Below are 17,331 nucleotides of genomic sequence, written 5' to 3' on the forward strand. Positions count from 1 at the left end.
CCCTTTGCGAAAGGTATGAACATGAAAAACTGGGTCCAACCGGGTGAGCATATCACCGTTCCGGCCCCCGCCGAGGTTTCGGGCGGCGAAGGCGTTCTTGTCGGTGCCATTTTCGGCGTGGCGCAGGGCGACGCGGATGTCGGCGAGCCGGTCGTTCTGGTTCGGCGCGGTGTCTTCGAGCTGCCGAAGACCTCGGCACAGGCCTGGACGGCCGGCGCCAAGGTCTATTGGGATGCGGCGGCCAAGCTGGTGACCACGACCGCTTCCGGCAACACCCTGATCGGTGCGGCCGTGGAGGTCGCGGCAAACCCGTCGGCCTCCGGCATCGTGTTGCTGGACGGCGCGATCCGCTGATGCCCAGCGTCTTCGACGGCATGACCGGCATCCTGTCGGACGTGTTCGGAGATCCGGTTATCTTCCTGCCGCGAGGCGGGAGCGCCCGACCGATCATGTCGATGTTCCGGGAAACCCCGCTCGAGGTCGACGGGGCCGACGGCCAGATCGTCCGCATCGATGCGCCGACCTGGCGCGTCCGGCGGGACTTGGCCGCAGAGGTCGGGCGCGGTGATCGGATCACCGTTCCCGACGGGCGGACGTTCCAGGTGATGGTGGTGCATCCGACAGGTTCGCCGGCGTCGGATGCTTTCCTGATCTGCGAATGCCAGCTGGTGGAGGTGTAATGGGTCACTACCGATCGGATGCGCGCGCCTTGGCGCGAACGGCGCTGATCGCGCATCCCCGCTTCGCCGCCTTCACCGCGCCCAAGGTCTGGCCGGGCGCGATCGATGCGGAAAGCCTGCCGGTGATCGGCGTGCTGACACCGCAGGACAGCAGCCGCATGGAGAGTTTCACCAGCACCGAACGCAAGACGCTGATGCAGGTGGCCGTGCGGCGCAAGGGCGGCGATGAGGTCGAGGACATCCTCGACGACGACAGCGAGGTAATCGAGGCGGTCGTTCTGGCGGCGATCAGGGCGCAGAACCGCTTCTGCTTCCTGCGCGAGACCTCGCTTGTCAGCAATACCGATGGCGCCCGGAATGTCGGCACGCTGGTGATGACCTTCGAAATCGCCAGCGTGCGGCCCGAGGCCACCCTGCCGGACACCCCCTGACAGAGCCAATCCGGGCCGCGCATGCCGCGCGGCCCCATCATTTCGACAAGGAGGGCTGATCATGCCTGCAACGAACGCCCAGATCGGTCTCGGGAGCCGGTTCGGCATCAAGAATGGTGCCACCTATACCGCCGTGGCCGAAGTCACGCGCATTACGCCGGCCGGCTGGTCGCGCAACACGGTCGACGCGACCCATCTCGAAAGCCCGGACGCCTATGCCGAATTCATCGCCGGACTGAAGACCGGCTCGGATTGCACCTTCGACGTGAACTGGATTCCGGCTCCGTCCGATCCGCTGCTGGCGGCTTTCGAGGCTGGCGATGGCGACTTCCAGATCCTCTTCCCGTCCGGAACGGTCGCGATGCAATTCGCCGGCGTGGTGACCGAGTTCAAGCCGGGCGAGGTGTCGCCCGAGGGCAAGCTTTCCGCTTCTGTCACGATCAAGCCCTCGGGCAAGCCGCTGATCGTCACCGTTCCGGCCCCGTAAGGACGCGCCATGAACCTGCAAGGAAAGATCACGCTGAGCCATGGCGACCGCTCCTATGCGCTGACCATCAACTACGCCGCGCTCTGCACCTTCGAGGACGAGACCGGCAAGAACGGCTTCGCCATGCTCAACATGCTGGCGGCCGGCGGCTTGCAGGCCGGGCTGGTCAGCGCCCGTGATCTGCGGGCGCTGATTTATGGCGGGCTGAAGGCGCATGATGGCACGGTAACGCTCGAGCTCGCTGGCGAGATTCTCGATGCGAACCCCGACGCCTTCGTGCGGGCCATCAAGGCCTCGATGCCGGAGGAGGGCGACGTGCCCAAGGAAGGCGGGCGGCAGGGAAAGCGTCGTCGCCCGAAGAGGCGCCGGGCGAAATAACCATCGTAAAGCTCTACCGGAACTACATCGCGGCGGGATTGCCGCCCGATGGGTTCTGGGCGCTGACGCCGCGCCTCTATGCGGTGCACATGCATGCGGCCATCGCTCGCCTGAAGATCGAAATGACCATGCGCAACCGCAGCGCCTGGAATACGGCCGCGCTGACCGGCGCCGCCATGGTCGGGAAGTTGCCCCGATACGAGGAGTTCTTCCGGCCGGAGACGGCCGAGGAGCGCGGGGCGCAAAGCGCGGAACAGCAGGAAACGGCCTTGCGCGTGCTGGCGGCCGTATGGGGCGCATCCGAACAGGAGTGATGAGGCATGGCGACGAATGTCGGTGTCTTGAAGGCCACGCTTGGTCTGGATACGGCCGGTTTTTCTGCCGGGATCGGCAAGGCCAAGACCGAAATCACAGGTCTCAATGATACGGCCACCAGGGCCGGCGCCCAACTGCGCTCGGCCGCTGGCGCCAATGCCAACCTGGTGTCGCAGTTCAACGACATCGGCGTCATGCTGGCCGCGGGGCAGAGCCCTCTGCAATTGGCCCTTCAGCAGGGCACCCAGATCAGCCAGGTGCTGAGCCAGATGGGGGGTGGAGTCGGCGCGTTGCGGGCCCTCGGCTCGGCCTTCGTCGGTATGCTGAACCCGGTCTCGCTGGCCACAATCGGCGTGATCGGCTTCGGTGCCGCGGCGGTCCAATGGCTCATGCCGGCCAAGGAGGAGGCAAAGAAGACCAAAAGCGCTTTCGACCAGCTCAAGGACAGCATGTCGACCTATAACGACGCGCTGAGCCTGTCGTTGCTATACACGGGCGAGGCCGAGAAGAAATACGGCGAAGAGGCGCAGCGCGGCGCTGATATCGCCCAACGCATCATGTTGATCGAGGCCGAGAAGACCCGCTCTTCGGTATCGAGCATTCTTGCCAAGGCCTATTCGGACATGGGCTTCGATGCTTTCGGGGATCGCGGGATAGATGGCGCCGGGCGCATTGCCTCGGCCAACCTGGCGGAGGCCGCTGGCAAACTCGGGTTCAAGTCGAGCTGGAGCGACACCCTGTTCGGTGTCGGTGGCATCAGCCGGGAAAATCTCGCGCTGGCCGAAAGCCTCGGCAACACGATGCGCGACATCTATACCTATGTCAGCCAGCCGGTGCCCGATGGCGGCCTCGACGATTATCTGATTGGCCTGCGCCAGCATCTGGACGATTACACCGCGCAGCTGAACGCGCTGAAGGATGCCGGCGCCGACGAATCGGCGCTGAATGCCATCAACGAGCAGATGGTGCCGCTTCAGCGCGCCTTGCTGGAGGGCGAGGCGAAGCGGGCCGAGATCCGCGCCGCCGATGCGGCCAAGGCTACCGAAATGCTGGGGACGCTGGAGCAGCAGCTCTACATGAACCAGCTGGTCGCCGAACATGGCAAGGAATCGGTGGAGGTGCGCCAGGCCGAGCTCGACGCCGAATATGCCAAGCAGGTCGCTGCCATCGAATCGCTGAACATCACCGATGAGCAAAAGGAGTCGCTCTACGACGCACTGGGCGCGCTGCATGACAACGAAAGCCAGACGCTCGCTTGGGCGGATGCCATGGCGCAGGTGAATGCCGAGTTGCAGGGAGCCTATTCGCTGATCGCTTCGATCGGCGGCGGCATGATCATGAATGCGAAGATCAATGCTGCAAGGGCGGTGCGCGAAGCGGGCGGCAGCGCCCTGGAGGCACGGCGCGCGGGTGAGATCGCTGCCCGGAAACAGGAAATCCTGAATGGTCGCGATACGTTCGGCTCGCAGTATTTCGGGATGTCCGACGTGGAGTTGCAGGGGCATCTCGATCAGGTCGATATCGATCAGTCGTTGCAGGACGAATGGTCGGGCCTGATCACTGAGCCGCGCCGGAGCCGTGGCGGTGGTTCTGGTCGCGGCGGCCGCGGGCGCCGGGGCGCAAAGCGCGAGCGGGCGAATGAGTTCGAGCGTGCGACGGCCGATATCCAGTCCCAGACCGAGGCCTATCAGCGCCAGGCCGAGGCCATCGCGCAGGTGACGGCGGCCGGCGGCGATTGGGAACACGCGCTGGCCGTGATCGAGGAGGAGCAGAAGCTGCTGAACGCCGCGCAGAAAGCCGGCGTCCCGATCACCGAGGAGATGAAGGCCAAGGTCAAGGAATGGGCCGAGGCGAACATCACCGCCGAAGAGACCCTGGAGCGCATCCGCACCGCCACCGAAAGGGGGACCGATACGGCGCGCGACTTCTTTGGTTCCATACTCGACGGCAAGGATGCCGCCATGCAGGCGCTGGAGCAACTGCTGGCCCAGATTGCCAAGGTCCAGTTCGCCAAAGGCATGCTCGGGTTGATCGGAAGCACATCGTGGGGCTCTACCATCATCAAAGGCATAGGGGACCTGCAATCATTCGACGGCGGCGGTGATACCGGTCCCGGCCCTCGCGCGGGTGGTCTGGATGGAAAGGGAGGCTTCCTGGCGATGATGCACCCGGATGAGACGGTGATTGATCGCACGAAGGGCCAGTCGGTCGGTGGCGGGGTGATCTTGGTTGAAATCGACAAGTCGCCCTATTTCGATGCGCGGGTGACCCAGATCGCGGATCAATCCTCAGCGAACATGGGCAAGGCCGTCAGCGCCAGCATCAAGCCCACGGTCCAGCAATACCAGGTCAACCCGAGAAAGAACCGCTGATGGCGCTCGCAGATGTTTATCCTTTGGCCTTCCTGTCCGATATTCTTCGACACCAAAGCCTGACCTTCTCTTTGCGTCGTTTCGACGAGCAGTCTGGATCAGGTGACGGGCGATTTTGGATCGCGAGGATGGCGCCGCCCCTTTGGGAGATCTCTGTGGCCTTGATTGTTCCTGGTCGCGCTTCTGCCGCCGAAATCAGCGCCAAGATACGGGCGTTGGACGGGATGCGGCGGCAGTTCCTGTTCGAGGACAAGAGCTATCGCCCCGCCTCGGGCGGCACCCCGGGCGGGTCCATCACGGTGAACAGCATCAATGCCGACCGGACGGCCATTGCGCTGGCCGGGCTGCCTGCCGGCTATCGCGTCACGGCAGGCGACCGCATGAGCATCGCGTGGGGCTCGGGCCGGTATTTCTTCGCCGAGTTCGCGGAGACGGTCACGGCCAACGGCAGCGGCGTCACGGCGCAAATCGCCATCATGCCCTACCTGCCGCAGAGCATTGCGACCGGGGCGCCGGTGGAAATGGCCCGCCCGCGCCTCAAGGCCATTGTCCCGCCGGGCGGCTTCACGCCCTTCACCGACATTCCGGGGCGCCTGTCGCAGGGCGCCTCGCTGATCCTGCTGCAAAAGACCTGAACCATGCGCACCTATGACACGAATTTCCTCGCGGCCCTGCAAGGCGCGCGCGACCAGGGCATTGCGCCGGTCTGGTTCTTCTGGATCAGGCCCAAGGACCGGACAACCGGGGCTGAGGTGCCCATGGGCTTCTGGTCGGGCGACGAGGATCTGACGCTGACGACCCCGTTGCCCGGCGGTGGGAACGAAAGCCAGCTCTACATGGGCGGCTGCAACCTCGCCATCGAGGGGCTGCAATATGTCGGCGACCTGAGCGACAACCCGGTGACCGTCACCCTGTCGCAGATCGCCGATGCGGCGCAGGAACTCGCGCGGGGAACCGATCCGCGCCTGGCCTATGTCGAGATCCACGCCACCAGCATGATCGGCGGTGCCTTCGTCAGCGCGCCGCAACTGCAATGGGTCGGCATCGTGGACGAGGGGCCGATCAGCACGCCGAGCTTCGGCGGCGATGGCGGCATCAGCTTTTCGGTGCGCTCGGAACTGATGGTGCAGCTGACCGCGACCAATCCGGCGAAGTCCTCGGACGCGCATCAGAAGCGCCGCGCGGCCGGGGATCGGTTCAGCGAATACGCCAGCACCATCGGCTCGCGCAACGTCCAGTGGTATAAGCAGGGGTGATGAGATGGAACGAACGACAGATTAGCTTGCCGCAAGCTTACCAAGGGTTAGCGAGCATCACTCTCTGAAATTCCCTTGGCGATATCATCGCTCAGTTCATATGCAGCCTTGAGGAAGAAGTGGATAAAATTGACGAGTTCGGCCACTTCTTCAACGGTACCGTCTGCGTCATGGGTAGCATCTCTGCCTAACAACCGGACTTTGTGCGCCCAGTCCGCGATAGGTTTTGTGATTATTCCTTTGGCAAGCAGATCATTTATCCTGTCAAAAATGGACTTCCCCTCTCCACCCAAGTCTTTCGTGCAGAGGTCGATCACGGTTCTGGATGTTGAAATGGGAATACTCGGGTCAAATCCTTGTTGGATCATCCGCTCTATATCAGGGACCAATCGTTGAACACGGTCTGGCCATGATGAATGGCTCTGCGGAGATTTTGGCTCAGGAAAAAGACGAAGCTCGTCCATGCTGAATCGTGAATTCGCCTTGCTGGTTGTGCCAATCTTTCGAAGTTCTTTTGTGTGGTTTATTAATTCTATCCGGGTCGCCTCGAACACGGCAAGTATCGGATAATAGCACTTTTGACAGATCAGGATGCCGGCTATTGGCAAAAGATCGTCCAATATCGGTCTGCTTCTTTGCCCTTTAGGTCATGTTGACAAATGGCGGAGCCAGAGCCTGATGCAGGCGACGTCGACGAAGCCAAGGAAGCTTTCGGCGGTTTTGTCGTAGCGGGTTGCAAGGCGGCGGCTATTTTTCAGCTTGTTGAAGCAGCGCTCGACCATGTTGCGCAGGGTGTAGATGGTCATGTCGACAGCCTTGCGCACCCTTCGGTTCCTTCGCATCGGTATCATGGGCAGGGCGTTGCGGCTCTCGATGTCTTCCCGAATTTTATCAGAGTCATAGCCCCTGTCGGCGACCAGAACTGCTGGTTGCGGCAGGTTGTCGGCCATCACCATATCATAGCCGGTGTAGTCGGAATCCTGCCCCGGCGTGATCTCGGTCCTCATCGGGAGGCCTGCGCCGTTGACGCGGAGATGGATCTTGGTCGAGAAGCCGCCTCTCGAACGGCCAAGAGCCTCTTTCGGAGTCCCCCTTTTGCGCCCGCCGCATGATGATGGGCGCGGATCACAGTGCTATCAACCATCTGGAGCTTGTCTGGCGCGATCCCAGCGTGGTTCAGCGCATCCAGGATATCCTCCCACAGTCCCGCCAAAGTCCAGCGGCGGAACTGACGGTAGACCGAGGACCACTTGCCAAACTCTTCGGGCAGATCGCGCCATGGCGCACCAGTCCTTGCGATCCAGAATATACCATTCAGAACAAGACGATGGTCCGCAGGTTTCCGCCCGTTAGGGTGCCGGACGGCACGAATGAAGCCCTCGAAGAAGGTCCACTCATCGTCGGATATCAGGTTGCGTGCCAAGTTCATCTCCCACGTAGAGATGAGCTTGAATCATAGGACGACTGCCAGAGGAATCCCTTTTGTCAACACGACCTAGGAAGGACATCTGCATGCGTACTCTTTTGATACAATTGCCTCTCTGTGTCGATAACAGCCTTAGCGGCCGCCTCGGGGAGAACTTCGCGCGGCCCGAACTCAGCAAGCTCAGCGAAGGTCGCGAGGTCAGTCTTGTTGCAATGGGGGCAAACTATGGAGGCAGTTAGCATGAATGAATCACCGAATCGCTCTTGGTACGTGTCGTCTGATACTATCCGCGCGGTAATCGAGAGTCATGCTGCCAACCGAATCGTGCTGGAGGTTGCAATGCTGGACTTTGTTGCGCATGCCGACCCTCGCTCGGTGGTTCTGGGGCTAGTTGATTATATTTTAACAGAACGCAAAGCGCAGGTGTAACGCACCAACAGAGTGACAGCGTTTTCATGCTTTTGAGGTATTCATGACCCAGACCCTCATGCGCTTGCCTGACTGGCGGGCTCGCTTCGCCGCCGAGATGGACCGCCAGCGCCGCGACCCTTTCACCTGGGGCTCGCAGGATTGCGCCCTGGGCCTTGCTGCCGGGGCCGTGCTGGCTGTCACCGGACAGGATATCGCCCAGCCCTGGCGCGGGCGCTATGTCAGCCCGTCCGGGGCAAGACGCGCGCTGCACAAGGCCGGATTTGCCGCTCTGGCCGATCTGGTCGCCTCGTTGCTGCCGGAAGTCCCGCCCGCCTTCGCGGATGTGGGCGATATCGGCGTGATCGAGGCGGATGGCCCCCTGAAACAGGCCCTGTGCGTCGTGGATGCCTCGGGCCTGATCGTCCTCACCGAAGCCGGCCACGGCCGCCGCCCGCGCGAAGACATGATCCGGGCCTTCAAAGTCGGATAAGACATGCTGAAAATTCTGTTTCTTGCGGTGATGGTCGCCACCATCGCCGGGCCTGCACATGCCGGGCCGGTCATGGCTGCGGTCGCCTGGGTCGGCGCCACGCTCAAGGCGGGCGGCATCGCGGCTGCCCTGCTGCGCGTGGCCATTGGCCTGGGCGCGAACCTGCTGTCCTCGGCCATCGCCAAGGCGGTGGCGGACAAGCCCAAGGTCGACGTGCAGTTCGATGTGGATTTCGGCGACGACACGCCGCTGACCTTTGTCGTCGGCGACTACGCCACGGCCGGCAAGCTGAAATACGTCGCCGGCTGGGGCAAGAACCGCCGCTTCGTCACCGAGGTCATCGAGGTCTCCTGCCTGCCGCAAGGCTATGGCGGGATCTGGGTCGGTGACGAGGCCGGCACGCCGAACGGCCTGCGAGCCTATGCAACCGGAACATTCCAGCCGGGCCAGCAGTCGGGCTGGGCGGAGGCCGCCACCGTCCCCGGTGGCTCCATCGACATGGGCATGGTGCTGACCAACCTGTCGGATGACGGCAACCGGATCTGCGTCAAATGGGTGGATGGCACCCAGGCCGCTGCCGATCCTTTCCTGACATGGGCCTTCGGGTCTGCCGAGGACTATCCCTGGACCTCGGCCATGATCGGCACCGGCAAGGCCTATGCCATCGTCACCACGCGCTACGATTCGGACTCGCTGACCAGCAAGCCCAGCTACCTGTTCCAGCCGGCACCGCTGCCGATGTATGACCCGCGCAAGGACAGCACGGCCGGCGGCTCGGGCGCGCATCGCTGGGGCAACCGCGCGACCTATGAGGCCACGCGCAACCCGGCGGTCATCGCCTACAACATCGCGCGCGGCATCTATTTCGGAAGCGAATGGATCTTCGGCGGCCGCAACCTGCCGGCCTGGCGGCTGCCGCTGGCCGAGTGGTTCGCGGCCATGAACGCCTGCGACGCGACCGTAAACCTTGCGGGTGGCGGCACGGAACCGGCGTTCCGCTGCGGCTTGCAGATCAGCGCCGACATGACGCCCGCCGACGTGCTGGAGGAAATCGGCCGCGCGGCGAACATGCGCTTCGCCGAGGTCGGCGGCATGCTGAAACCCATCGTCGGCCTGCCCGGCGCCGCGGTTTTCGCCTTCACCGACGAGTCGATCCTGATCACCGAGGGACAGAGCTACAAGCCGTTCAACGGCCTGGGCGAGACCTACAACGCCCTCTCGGCGACCTATCCCGAGCCGGCCGAGAAGTGGTCGACCAAGGACGCGCCGGAATACATCGACACCGCCGCCACGGCTGCGGACGGCGGGCGCTACCTGCCGACCTCGCTCAGCTATCCGGCGGCGCCCTACCGCCGGCAGGTCCAGCGCCTGATGCGCGCCCAGATGCGGGACTACCGCCGCATGCGGCTGCATCAGTTCTACCTGCCGCCCGAGGCCTATGCCCTGGAACCGCTGGTGGACATGGTGTCCTGGTCGAGCGAGCGGAATGGCTATCTCAACAAGCTGTTCCTGGTGGAGACGGTCGACAAGATGCCCGGCATGAACGTGCTGGTCACGCTGCGCGAGGTCGATCCGAGCGATTACGACTGGTCGAGCGATTTCGAACTGCCGACCACGGTGGTGACGCCGGTCGTGGTGCGGCCGTGGACGCAGGCCATCACCGGCTTTGCGGTCGCCGCCGAGACCATCACCGACACCGCCAGCAGGGGCCGCGCCCCCGCGATCCGGGTTTCGTGCTCGGGCGACGAGATGGGCGTGACCCATATCCAGATCCAAGTGCGCAAGAACGGCGCGACCGACCCCTATCTGGACGTGCAGCGCCCGTTCAACGAACCCTTTGCCTGGCGCATCCTCGATGTGGTGCAGCGGACCACCTATCAGGTGCGGGCGCGGCTGGTCTCGAACCTGACGCCCAAGAGCAGCTGGACCGCATGGACCAACGTCACCACCCCGGCCATCTATCTCGATGACGGGGATTTCGTCGGCGGCGTGACCGGGCTGTTCACCAGCGCGGGGCTGAAAGCCACCCGGATCATCGCCAACCTGTCGGTGCCGGGCAACGTGGTCGGGGAACTGGCCTGGTGCACCGCCGACAGCCGGCTCTATCGCTGGAACGGTTCGGCCTGGATCCACTTCATCCAGGAGAGCGTGCAGGGCATTCTCGATGAGACCGCCTTCGCGACCAACATCCGGGTGCCCAAGGTATCGGCCACGCTGCCGACCACCGGCAACCGGGTCGGCGATATGATCTATCGCACCACCGATGCCACGATCTATCGCTGGACGGGAAGTGCATGGTCGGCCGAGGTCGCAGCGACCCAGATCGTCGGCAAGTTGATCGCCGGCCAGATCGCGGCAGGCGCCATCGGCACCGAACAGCTGGCGGCGCAGGCGGTGACGGCGTGGCATCTACTGGTGTCGGATTTCACCAACCTGGTGCCCGATGCCAACATCGCCGACGAACGCGCATGGACCAACCTGGGCGGGTGGACGATCCAGAACAGCGGGCCGGCCTTCACCGGCGAGAAATGGACCTTCGCGGACGTGTCGGCCGGCGAGACCGGCAACTTCATGTCGGGCTACTGGACGGTCGAGGCGGGGGCCGAGTATTTCGCCAGCATTCAGGCGAGATGCAACGGCGCCGGCCAGTCGATCCTGCTGACGGCGCAGCTGCAATGGCGCCGCACGGATGGTTCGTTCATCGGCTACTCGGTGCTGCGGATACCGGCGCAGGGGGCCATCCCTGCCACCGTCACCACCTACAGCGGCTCCTTCGTCGCGCCGGCCGAGGCGACCAGCTGCCGTTTCATCTGGACGGTGGCGGCGCCCTCGACCGGGCGGGCCTATGTCGGCTCGCCCATCGTGCGGCGCAAGGCGAACGGCGAACTGATCGTGGACGGGACGCTCAAGGCCCGGCACATCGAGTTCGAGACCCTGACCGGCGGTTTGATGGCGCCTGCGGGTATCATTACCAAGGCGGCGCAGATCGAGAACTCGGTGATCAAGAACGCGCATATCGAAGACGCGACGATTACCCGGCTGAAGATCGGTGCACACCAGCTCTATGTGCCCTATTCCTGGGCGCTTGGCGGCGATGTCACCATCACCACCGCCAATCCCAAGAGCAACCCTGTGCTGGTCATGGATCGCACCGTCCCCGACTTCGAGGGCGGCGGCTACATGGTGGCGTTCACCTGCTTCGTGCGGGGCGGCGACTCCTGGGGGACCGCCTACATGGAGCTGGACGGGGTCAAGCAGCCGACCCAGCGCTTTGGTGTTCGGACCTCGCTCAACAGCAACGCGCGCTATTCCATCCCGGTCCAGCTGTTCGGATCGGCGAATGGGACCGGGTCCACGAACATCAAGATCTACTTCTACAACTCGCACTGGGACAGCGACGACTACGGGTCGAACGACTTCACGATTTCGAACCGTCGCATCACCCTGTCAGGGACAAGACGATGACCCAATATGCCAGCATCGACCCGTTCAGCGGCGAGGTCGGAATTTCCTCGACCCCGCCGGCCGCCGAGACGTTCTACGAGGTCCCGGACGGCACGGAGCCGGATGACATCTACATCGCGGGGGGCGAGGTGCATTTCTTCCCGCCTCGCCCCGCGCTCTACTTCACCTTCGACTATGAGGCCGGCCTGTGGATCGACCCGCGCACGCCGGCCGAATATGCCGCCTATGTGCTGGAGATCCGACAGGCCGCCCGCGCGCCGAAGATCGACTTCCTGCGCGCCCTGGTGCTGGGCGGCGCCTTCTCGGATTCGGATATCGTTGACCTCGCGGTCGGGTATCTGCCGGCCTCGGTCAAGTCGGCGCTGAACACGCTGACCCCGGCCGAGGTGCTGGACCTGCAACTTGCCTGGGTGTCCTCGACCGATGTCGGGCGGATGGACCCGCTGATCACCCACGTGGCTGCGGCGATGGGCACCAGCGCCGAGGATCTGGACGCGCTGTTCGGCATCGCGCTCGACCCGCCACCCGCCGAATAGTCCGGCGCCCTATCCGTTGGCAGCCGGCCAGGTTCAGACTTCTCTATGTGAGGACGCATGACGCTCATCGAGCACAGGCGCGGATCGCGCAATGTTTATCATTTCGACCTGATCGACGATCACGACCAGATCGTAGACTCTACCGGCGTGACCGGGGAGCTAAGAGTTTTCGTTCAAGAAACCTGCATCGCATTGTCGATCGACGAAGGCATGGATGTCGATCTCCAGCCGTTAAGCGCCGCGGCTGGTGATTACGTGGCTTCGCTTTACCTCGATTGGGGGAGCGGCATGAGCTTTGAAGGCGAATTGATGATCCGCATTTCGGAGGGTTGCTGAATGGCAAAGATCGTGAAGATTCGCGTTTCGAAGCGCGGCCCTCCCGGCGCCCCGGGCGGCGGCATCACCTGGTCGACGCTGACCGGGAAGCCCGCCACCTTTCCGCCCGCGACCCATGAACATGCGATTGCCGAGATTGCCGGCCTGCCCGAAGCCCTGGCGGCTGCGGGCGGCTCGCCGAGCTGGGATGCGGTGACCGGCAAGCCGGCCGTGTTCCCGCCCGCCGCGCACCAGCACCCCTGGTCGGACCTAACCGGCATTCCGGCGACCTTCGCGCCGGCCGCCCATACCCACCCGTGGGCCGATATCACCGGCAAGCCCAGCACCTATGCCCCCGCCGCGCATGCCCATGCGATCGGTGACGTGACCGGGTTGCAGACGGCCCTTGATGGAAAGTCCGCGACCGGCCACACGCACGCATGGACGGAAATCACCGGCCGGCCGTCCACCTTCACGCCTTCCGTCCACAGCCATGGCATCGCCGACGTGTCGGGGCTGCAAGCCGTGCTCGACGGCAAGGCCTCGACCTCGACCGTCTGGACGCTGGAGCAGATCCAGGACGCCATCGCCGCCATGTTCCAGGGCGGCACGCACACCAACGCCAGCGTCAGCTATGACGACGCGGCCGGCACGCTGAGCCTGACCGCCTCGGGCGGCGGCGGGGGCGGCTCCCTGACCCAGGAGCAGGTCGAGGACATGGTCGGCAACCTGGTCGTGCAGGGCACCGGCATTTCGGTGGTCTACGACGACCCGAACAATGTCCTGACCATCGCACTCACGGGCGAGAGCTACACCACGGCCGAGAAGGCCAAGCTCGCGGGCATCGCGGCCGGGGCGACCGTGAACGCCACCGACGCTGCGCTGCGCGACCGGGCGAGCCATACCGGGACGCAGGCCATCGCCACCGTGACGGGATTGCAGGCGGCGCTCGACGCCAAGCTGGAGGGCGCGCTGGTCTCGACCTTCGCCCGCACGCTGTTGGACGATGCCGATGCGCCGGCCATGCGCACGACGCTGGGCCTGGGCACGCTGGCGACGCTGGCCTCGGTCGGCACGTCACAGCTGGCCAACTCGGGTGTCACCAACCAGAAGCTGGCGAACATGGCGACCCTGACGCTCAAGGGCAATGCGGGCGGATCTGCCGCCGCGCCCTCGGATCTGACCGTGGCGCAGGTCAAGACGATGCTGGCGATGGGCACCGCCGACATCTCGGGCCTAACCGCGGCGCTGGCGGGCAAGTCGGACACCGGCCACACCCACGCCTGGGGCGACATCACGGGCAAGCCGACCACCTTCGCACCCTCGGCGCACAGCCACGCGATCAGCGACACCACCGGCTTGCAGGCGGCGCTCGATGGCAAGGTCAACGGCTCTGTCACGATCTGGACCGGGACGCAGGCGGCCTATGACGCCATCCCCAGCAAGTCCCCCACGACCCTCTATTTCACCACGGGCTGACCCATGCCGATCATGCTAGGAACGACCCCGCTGGCGCTGGCCGTCGGCGGGGATGCCGTCGCGCGCGCCTATCTCGGCTCGACGCTGGTCTATGAGGCGGCGCCGGCCGGGCGCGTGCCCATCGCCGACACCGACACCATTCTGTTCGCGGGGCACAGCTTCGTGCAGACCGCCTATGGTATGCCGGTGGGCGAAGAAGCGGAACCCTTCGGCGGCGTGCTCCAGACGGATTGGCTCGGCACCACGCTGTCGGACTATGCCGGCTATGCCTCGATGGCGACGATCCGCGCGCTGGACGGCCACCTTCTGAACGATAGCTGGGACGCGGCCATCATCGCCGAGTTCACCAACCCGTTCGGCCCGGGCTTCGCGGACTTCGACAGCGAACAGGGCCGCGAAACCCTGCAGAACGCCTATTGGGATGCGATGGACGCCCAGCGGGCCGGCGGCGAGCTGATCATCCAGGACATCTGGCCGCCGCAGGGGCGCTATGACCTCTATGCCAATGCGACCGGCTTTTCGCAGGGCCTGCGCGAATGGCTGGAGGCGCACACCGGCCGCCCGGTCTGGATCATCCCGGCCTTTCCCTTTGTCGAGGCGATGCGCGCTGAATACGGCGATGCGATCTATGGCGACGGCCTGCACCTGGTCCGGGGCAACAGTCCCTATCCGCGCGGCATGTCCTATCTGGTCTACAGCTTCCTGACCCAGCAGCGCTGCCCCTTCGTGCGCACAGGCGACGAGGCCATCGACCAGATGGCCTGGGATACCCTGCTGGCCTATGAATGCGCCGGCATGGGCGGCTCGATCCGCTACACCTCGACGCTGCCGGCGACCGATCCGCTGCCCAGCCCGGAACCGCTGCCGGGGCAACACCCGCTGCAAGCCTATTATGACAGCGCGACAATTCTGATCCACCATTCGACAGATGGCGCGGCGCCGGCCGGCGGGCCGGTCACGGCTCTCGCCAACCAGGGCGGTGCGGGGGCAATGTTCGATGCGACGGTGTCGGGGTCGGCAATCCCGCTCTCCGGTCGTTATCTGGAAATGTCCGCCTCGGCCGGCATGCCGACCATGGCGGCGCCGGCAGACCTGATCGGCGTGCGGCTGATGTGGGTCATGCAGATTGGCACCTACGTCAACGGGACGCGCGTCTTCGGTGGCGCGGTATCGTCGCCCTACGGCTTCGAGGTGCGCATCAACAGCAATGCCTCGGGCCAGCTCGCGCAGCTGTGGAGCAACGCGAGCGGAACCGGGGCAAGCGTCAACCTTGGCACTCGCGCCACCTGGCCGACGACGCCCATGCTGGTCGAGGTCGAGGTCAGCGCCAGTGCTGCGACCATCTACATCAATGGCGTTTCCAGCGGTTCGGGCTCGCACGCATGGGCGCAGTTCCTGGTCGAGAATCTCGGCAAGGGCCAAGTCTCCGGCGCCGTGCCGCTGGAGGGTCTGATGGGCGATGTTCTTGGCGTCGTCACGGGCCGGGGAGACACGGTAGCGGCCGTCGCTGCGGCCCGGGCCTATCTCGATGACCGCTTTGCACTGGGGTTGGCATGATCCGCGAGCTTCTGACCCCCGAGGCGCAACGCGACCCCTATGCTTGGGCCTCGGTGTTGCTGGCACATGCCGCGCTCGGGGCGGCCGGCTGGGCGGCAATTGGCTGGTGGGCGGTGCTGGTCTATGTCGCCTTCGAGGTGGCGCAGGCTGTGGCTGCCCGCCGTCTCTATGCCTGGGACAGCATTCTGGACGCCTGCGGGTTCACCTGTGGCGCCCTGCTGGCTCGTGGGCTCTGGTCGCATGACGCGCGGCTCACGGGTGCCGGCATCGCTGTCGCCGCCTGCATTGCAATCGCCGGATGGAAGGCCCGGGCATGAACGAGATCAAGGAATACCTCGCGATTATCGTCGCCGCCGTCTCGGCTATCGGCTGGCTCTTCCGACTTGAAGGCCGGGTGAACAGCAACTCCAAGGAGATTATGCGACTTGAACGCCAGATCCATGACGACCGTGCCGAGGCGCGCGCCAACCGGGCCGAGCAGAACGAGATCCTGCGCGAGATGCAGCGGGATATCAAGCTGCTGCTGGGTCGCGGCGCGGTCCAGCACTTCACCGACCGGACGATACCGCCGAGGTGATGCGGACGGCCAGATCGCTCGCCAGCGCTTCGAGTGCGGCGATGGTCGCGTCGGCCGGCTTCAACCCCATATGACCGCCTCTGGCGTGGGCGGTTTCCGGGCTTGACGTGGAATCCATGGTCTGATTCACTAGATGTGCGGGGGCGCCGGGGCCTTGGTGCAACATGCAGTAGTCATGTAGCGGGTGGGGGGACGGTTGGACATCGGATTCCAGCCTATCGCGTCTCATCAACACAAGCCGGGACCCGCACTCTATCTCTGGAACTCATATCCATAGAATTCGAAAATCTCCCTCTGGCTCGAGGAAAGGCCAATCTGGTCAATCTTGTGGGGCTGGAGGACGAGTCCGACGTCGACCACCTGCTTGGATGCTCTCGCCATAATGGGGTTCAGCGCCTTGGCGCAGCATGTGCTCCATCTGGGGGAACTTGTCTCGACCGCCTGATAGAACGCACTTGCCGCTATATCGGCCAATTGCAACCCCGCATGCATATAATGGGGGACATAGTCGACAAGGTTGAATCGCAGAGTTTCGAATTTGATCTCGTGCTTTGCGAGAAGCGGTTTCCCCTTTGATTTCAGGTAGACCCAATACGCCTTGGTCTGGCCATACGAGTGACCGCCTCGAGCGCTGAACAGAACCTTAATTACTCCTGCCCTACCAAAGCGCCGCATGGAGTTTTCCAAACAATAGGCCGTCGCACGTTCCATGAGGATGCGCGTGACCCAGTTGTAAAACCACTGCTTTCCTCCGGCCTGAGCCGCCCTCTCGTTGCGGTAGCCTCTCATGTTCTTTTTGTTCGAACAGACGCTGAACACGCGAGCATCTAAGCGCGCAAGAATTTCTGATGCTCGTAACTGCTTGATCGGGCTTAGCTTTCGGAAGTGGAGTGTGCTTCCCTGAAAGCTCGCAATATCGGTCCGAATGTCGTCAAGCCACTCCCTGCATTTTGCCTCATCCTCGGCTCGAACGAGAACCCCGGAGAGTACGAGCCACTCAGTCGACCCGTCCGCGTCAATAGGCTTTACCTTGGTCAGGCCGTCGTCGCCCGCCTCATCAATAAATAGAACATAGTCGTACTCGATGTCGCTCATCTGGTGATCAGATGCGCGCCATTTGAGATTCGTCAAGGCCCACCCATCCGCCCCGCCACCG

At 64.0% G+C, this 17,331-nt stretch carries 21 protein-coding genes; 18 read left to right on the forward strand and 3 right to left on the reverse strand.

All coding sequences use genetic code 11. The features are described 5' to 3' along the window. Positions 1-21 precede the first annotated feature (21 nt). The 9 genes from PARN5_RS0111485 to PARN5_RS0111525 all read left to right on the forward strand — a co-directional run bounded on the left by PARN5_RS0111485 (position 22) and on the right by PARN5_RS0111525 (position 5,919). Positions 22-354, forward strand: a complete 333-nt coding sequence (locus tag PARN5_RS0111485) for a DUF2190 family protein (RefSeq protein ID WP_026155363.1) — start codon at positions 22-24, stop codon at positions 352-354. Continuing rightward, a complete protein-coding gene (locus tag PARN5_RS0111490) occupies positions 354-680 on the forward strand; it encodes a hypothetical protein (protein ID WP_017999922.1) in 327 nt (108 codons plus the stop codon). The genes PARN5_RS0111485 and PARN5_RS0111490 overlap by 1 nt, the downstream gene beginning before the upstream one ends. Beyond that, positions 680-1,111 carry a hypothetical protein gene (locus PARN5_RS0111495; RefSeq protein ID WP_017999923.1) on the forward strand — a complete coding sequence of 144 codons (432 nt, stop codon included), beginning with the start codon at positions 680-682 and terminating at the stop codon, positions 1,109-1,111. Before PARN5_RS0111490 ends, PARN5_RS0111495 begins: the two co-directional genes overlap by 1 nt. 61 nt (positions 1,112-1,172) lie before the next feature. Then, complete coding sequence (locus tag PARN5_RS0111500; protein WP_017999924.1) at positions 1,173-1,598, forward strand: phage tail tube protein; 426 nt, start codon at positions 1,173-1,175, stop codon at positions 1,596-1,598. Positions 1,599-1,607: 9 nt separating this feature from the next. After that, a complete protein-coding gene (locus PARN5_RS0111505; protein ID WP_017999925.1) occupies positions 1,608-1,976 on the forward strand; it encodes a hypothetical protein in 369 nt (122 codons plus the stop codon). Positions 1,977-2,014: 38 nt separating this feature from the next. Then, entirely contained in the window at positions 2,015-2,290 is a 276-nt protein-coding gene (locus tag PARN5_RS0111510; RefSeq protein WP_017999926.1) for a hypothetical protein, read from the forward strand. A gap of 6 nt (positions 2,291-2,296) precedes the next feature. Continuing rightward, on the forward strand, positions 2,297-4,663 hold the full coding sequence (locus PARN5_RS24870; RefSeq protein WP_017999927.1) for a phage tail length tape measure family protein: 2,367 nt from the start codon (positions 2,297-2,299) through the stop codon (positions 4,661-4,663). Then, complete coding sequence (locus PARN5_RS24190; protein WP_026155364.1) at positions 4,663-5,298, forward strand: hypothetical protein; 636 nt, start codon at positions 4,663-4,665, stop codon at positions 5,296-5,298. Before PARN5_RS24870 ends, PARN5_RS24190 begins: the two co-directional genes overlap by 1 nt. Before the next feature lie 3 nt (positions 5,299-5,301). Continuing rightward, on the forward strand, positions 5,302-5,919 hold the full coding sequence (locus PARN5_RS0111525) for a hypothetical protein (protein WP_017999929.1): 618 nt from the start codon (positions 5,302-5,304) through the stop codon (positions 5,917-5,919). A 47-nt stretch (positions 5,920-5,966) separates the two neighbouring features. On the opposite strand, the gene PARN5_RS23465 is transcribed toward PARN5_RS0111525, so the two are convergent. Continuing rightward, positions 5,967-6,539: a DUF4145 domain-containing protein gene (locus PARN5_RS23465; RefSeq protein ID WP_157403973.1), complete on the reverse strand. Its 573-nt coding sequence runs from the start codon at positions 6,537-6,539 to the stop codon at positions 5,967-5,969. 27 nt (positions 6,540-6,566) lie between these two features. After that, positions 6,567-7,348, reverse strand: a protein-coding gene (locus PARN5_RS23470) for an IS5 family transposase (protein WP_085999836.1) whose coding sequence is annotated in 2 segments (ribosomal slippage) — positions 6,567-7,006 and positions 7,006-7,348 — 783 coding nt in all. Because the reading frame shifts where the segments join, the coding sequence is not laid out codon by codon here. A 237-nt stretch (positions 7,349-7,585) separates the two neighbouring features. Between PARN5_RS23470 and PARN5_RS24195 the strand changes: the two genes are divergently transcribed. From PARN5_RS24195 to PARN5_RS0111575, 9 genes are read left to right on the forward strand one after another with little or no spacing between them, the layout of a single operon-like run. Further along, positions 7,586-7,774, forward strand: a complete 189-nt coding sequence (locus tag PARN5_RS24195) for a hypothetical protein (RefSeq protein ID WP_157403974.1) — start codon at positions 7,586-7,588, stop codon at positions 7,772-7,774. Positions 7,775-7,817: 43 nt separating this feature from the next. Then, the gene (locus PARN5_RS0111540; protein WP_017999930.1) at positions 7,818-8,246 is read left to right on the forward strand and encodes a hypothetical protein; all 429 of its coding nucleotides are present in this window, start codon (positions 7,818-7,820) and stop codon (positions 8,244-8,246) included. Between the two features lie 3 nt (positions 8,247-8,249). Next, the gene (locus PARN5_RS21995) at positions 8,250-11,711 is read left to right on the forward strand and encodes a phage tail protein (protein ID WP_017999931.1); all 3,462 of its coding nucleotides are present in this window, start codon (positions 8,250-8,252) and stop codon (positions 11,709-11,711) included. After that, positions 11,708-12,247, forward strand: coding sequence for a hypothetical protein (locus PARN5_RS0111550; protein ID WP_017999932.1), 540 nt, complete (start codon positions 11,708-11,710; stop codon positions 12,245-12,247). Before PARN5_RS21995 ends, PARN5_RS0111550 begins: the two co-directional genes overlap by 4 nt. Positions 12,248-12,304: 57 nt before the next feature. Further along, entirely contained in the window at positions 12,305-12,583 is a 279-nt protein-coding gene (locus tag PARN5_RS0111555) for a hypothetical protein (protein WP_017999933.1), read from the forward strand. Beyond that, on the forward strand, positions 12,584-14,041 hold the full coding sequence (locus PARN5_RS23865; RefSeq protein ID WP_017999934.1) for a hypothetical protein: 1,458 nt from the start codon (positions 12,584-12,586) through the stop codon (positions 14,039-14,041). It begins immediately after the preceding gene. Positions 14,042-14,053: 12 nt separating this feature from the next. After that, positions 14,054-15,598, forward strand: a complete 1,545-nt coding sequence (locus PARN5_RS0111565; protein ID WP_157403975.1) for a hypothetical protein — start codon at positions 14,054-14,056, stop codon at positions 15,596-15,598. Next, on the forward strand, positions 15,595-15,915 hold the full coding sequence (locus tag PARN5_RS0111570) for a hypothetical protein (protein ID WP_017999936.1): 321 nt from the start codon (positions 15,595-15,597) through the stop codon (positions 15,913-15,915). Before PARN5_RS0111565 ends, PARN5_RS0111570 begins: the two co-directional genes overlap by 4 nt. Then, a complete protein-coding gene (locus PARN5_RS0111575; RefSeq protein ID WP_017999937.1) occupies positions 15,912-16,175 on the forward strand; it encodes a hypothetical protein in 264 nt (87 codons plus the stop codon). The genes PARN5_RS0111570 and PARN5_RS0111575 overlap by 4 nt, the downstream gene beginning before the upstream one ends. 252 nt (positions 16,176-16,427) lie before the next feature. Here the strand turns inward: PARN5_RS0111575 and PARN5_RS0111580 are convergent, their stop codons facing one another. Beyond that, positions 16,428-17,270 (reverse strand): DUF3800 domain-containing protein, encoded by an 843-nt coding sequence (locus PARN5_RS0111580; RefSeq protein WP_017999938.1) that lies wholly within the window; start codon positions 17,268-17,270, stop codon positions 16,428-16,430. Between the last annotated feature and the right edge of the window lie 61 nt (positions 17,271-17,331).

Source organism: Paracoccus sp. N5 (assembly GCF_000371965.1).
Classification (GTDB): domain Bacteria; phylum Pseudomonadota; class Alphaproteobacteria; order Rhodobacterales; family Rhodobacteraceae; genus Paracoccus.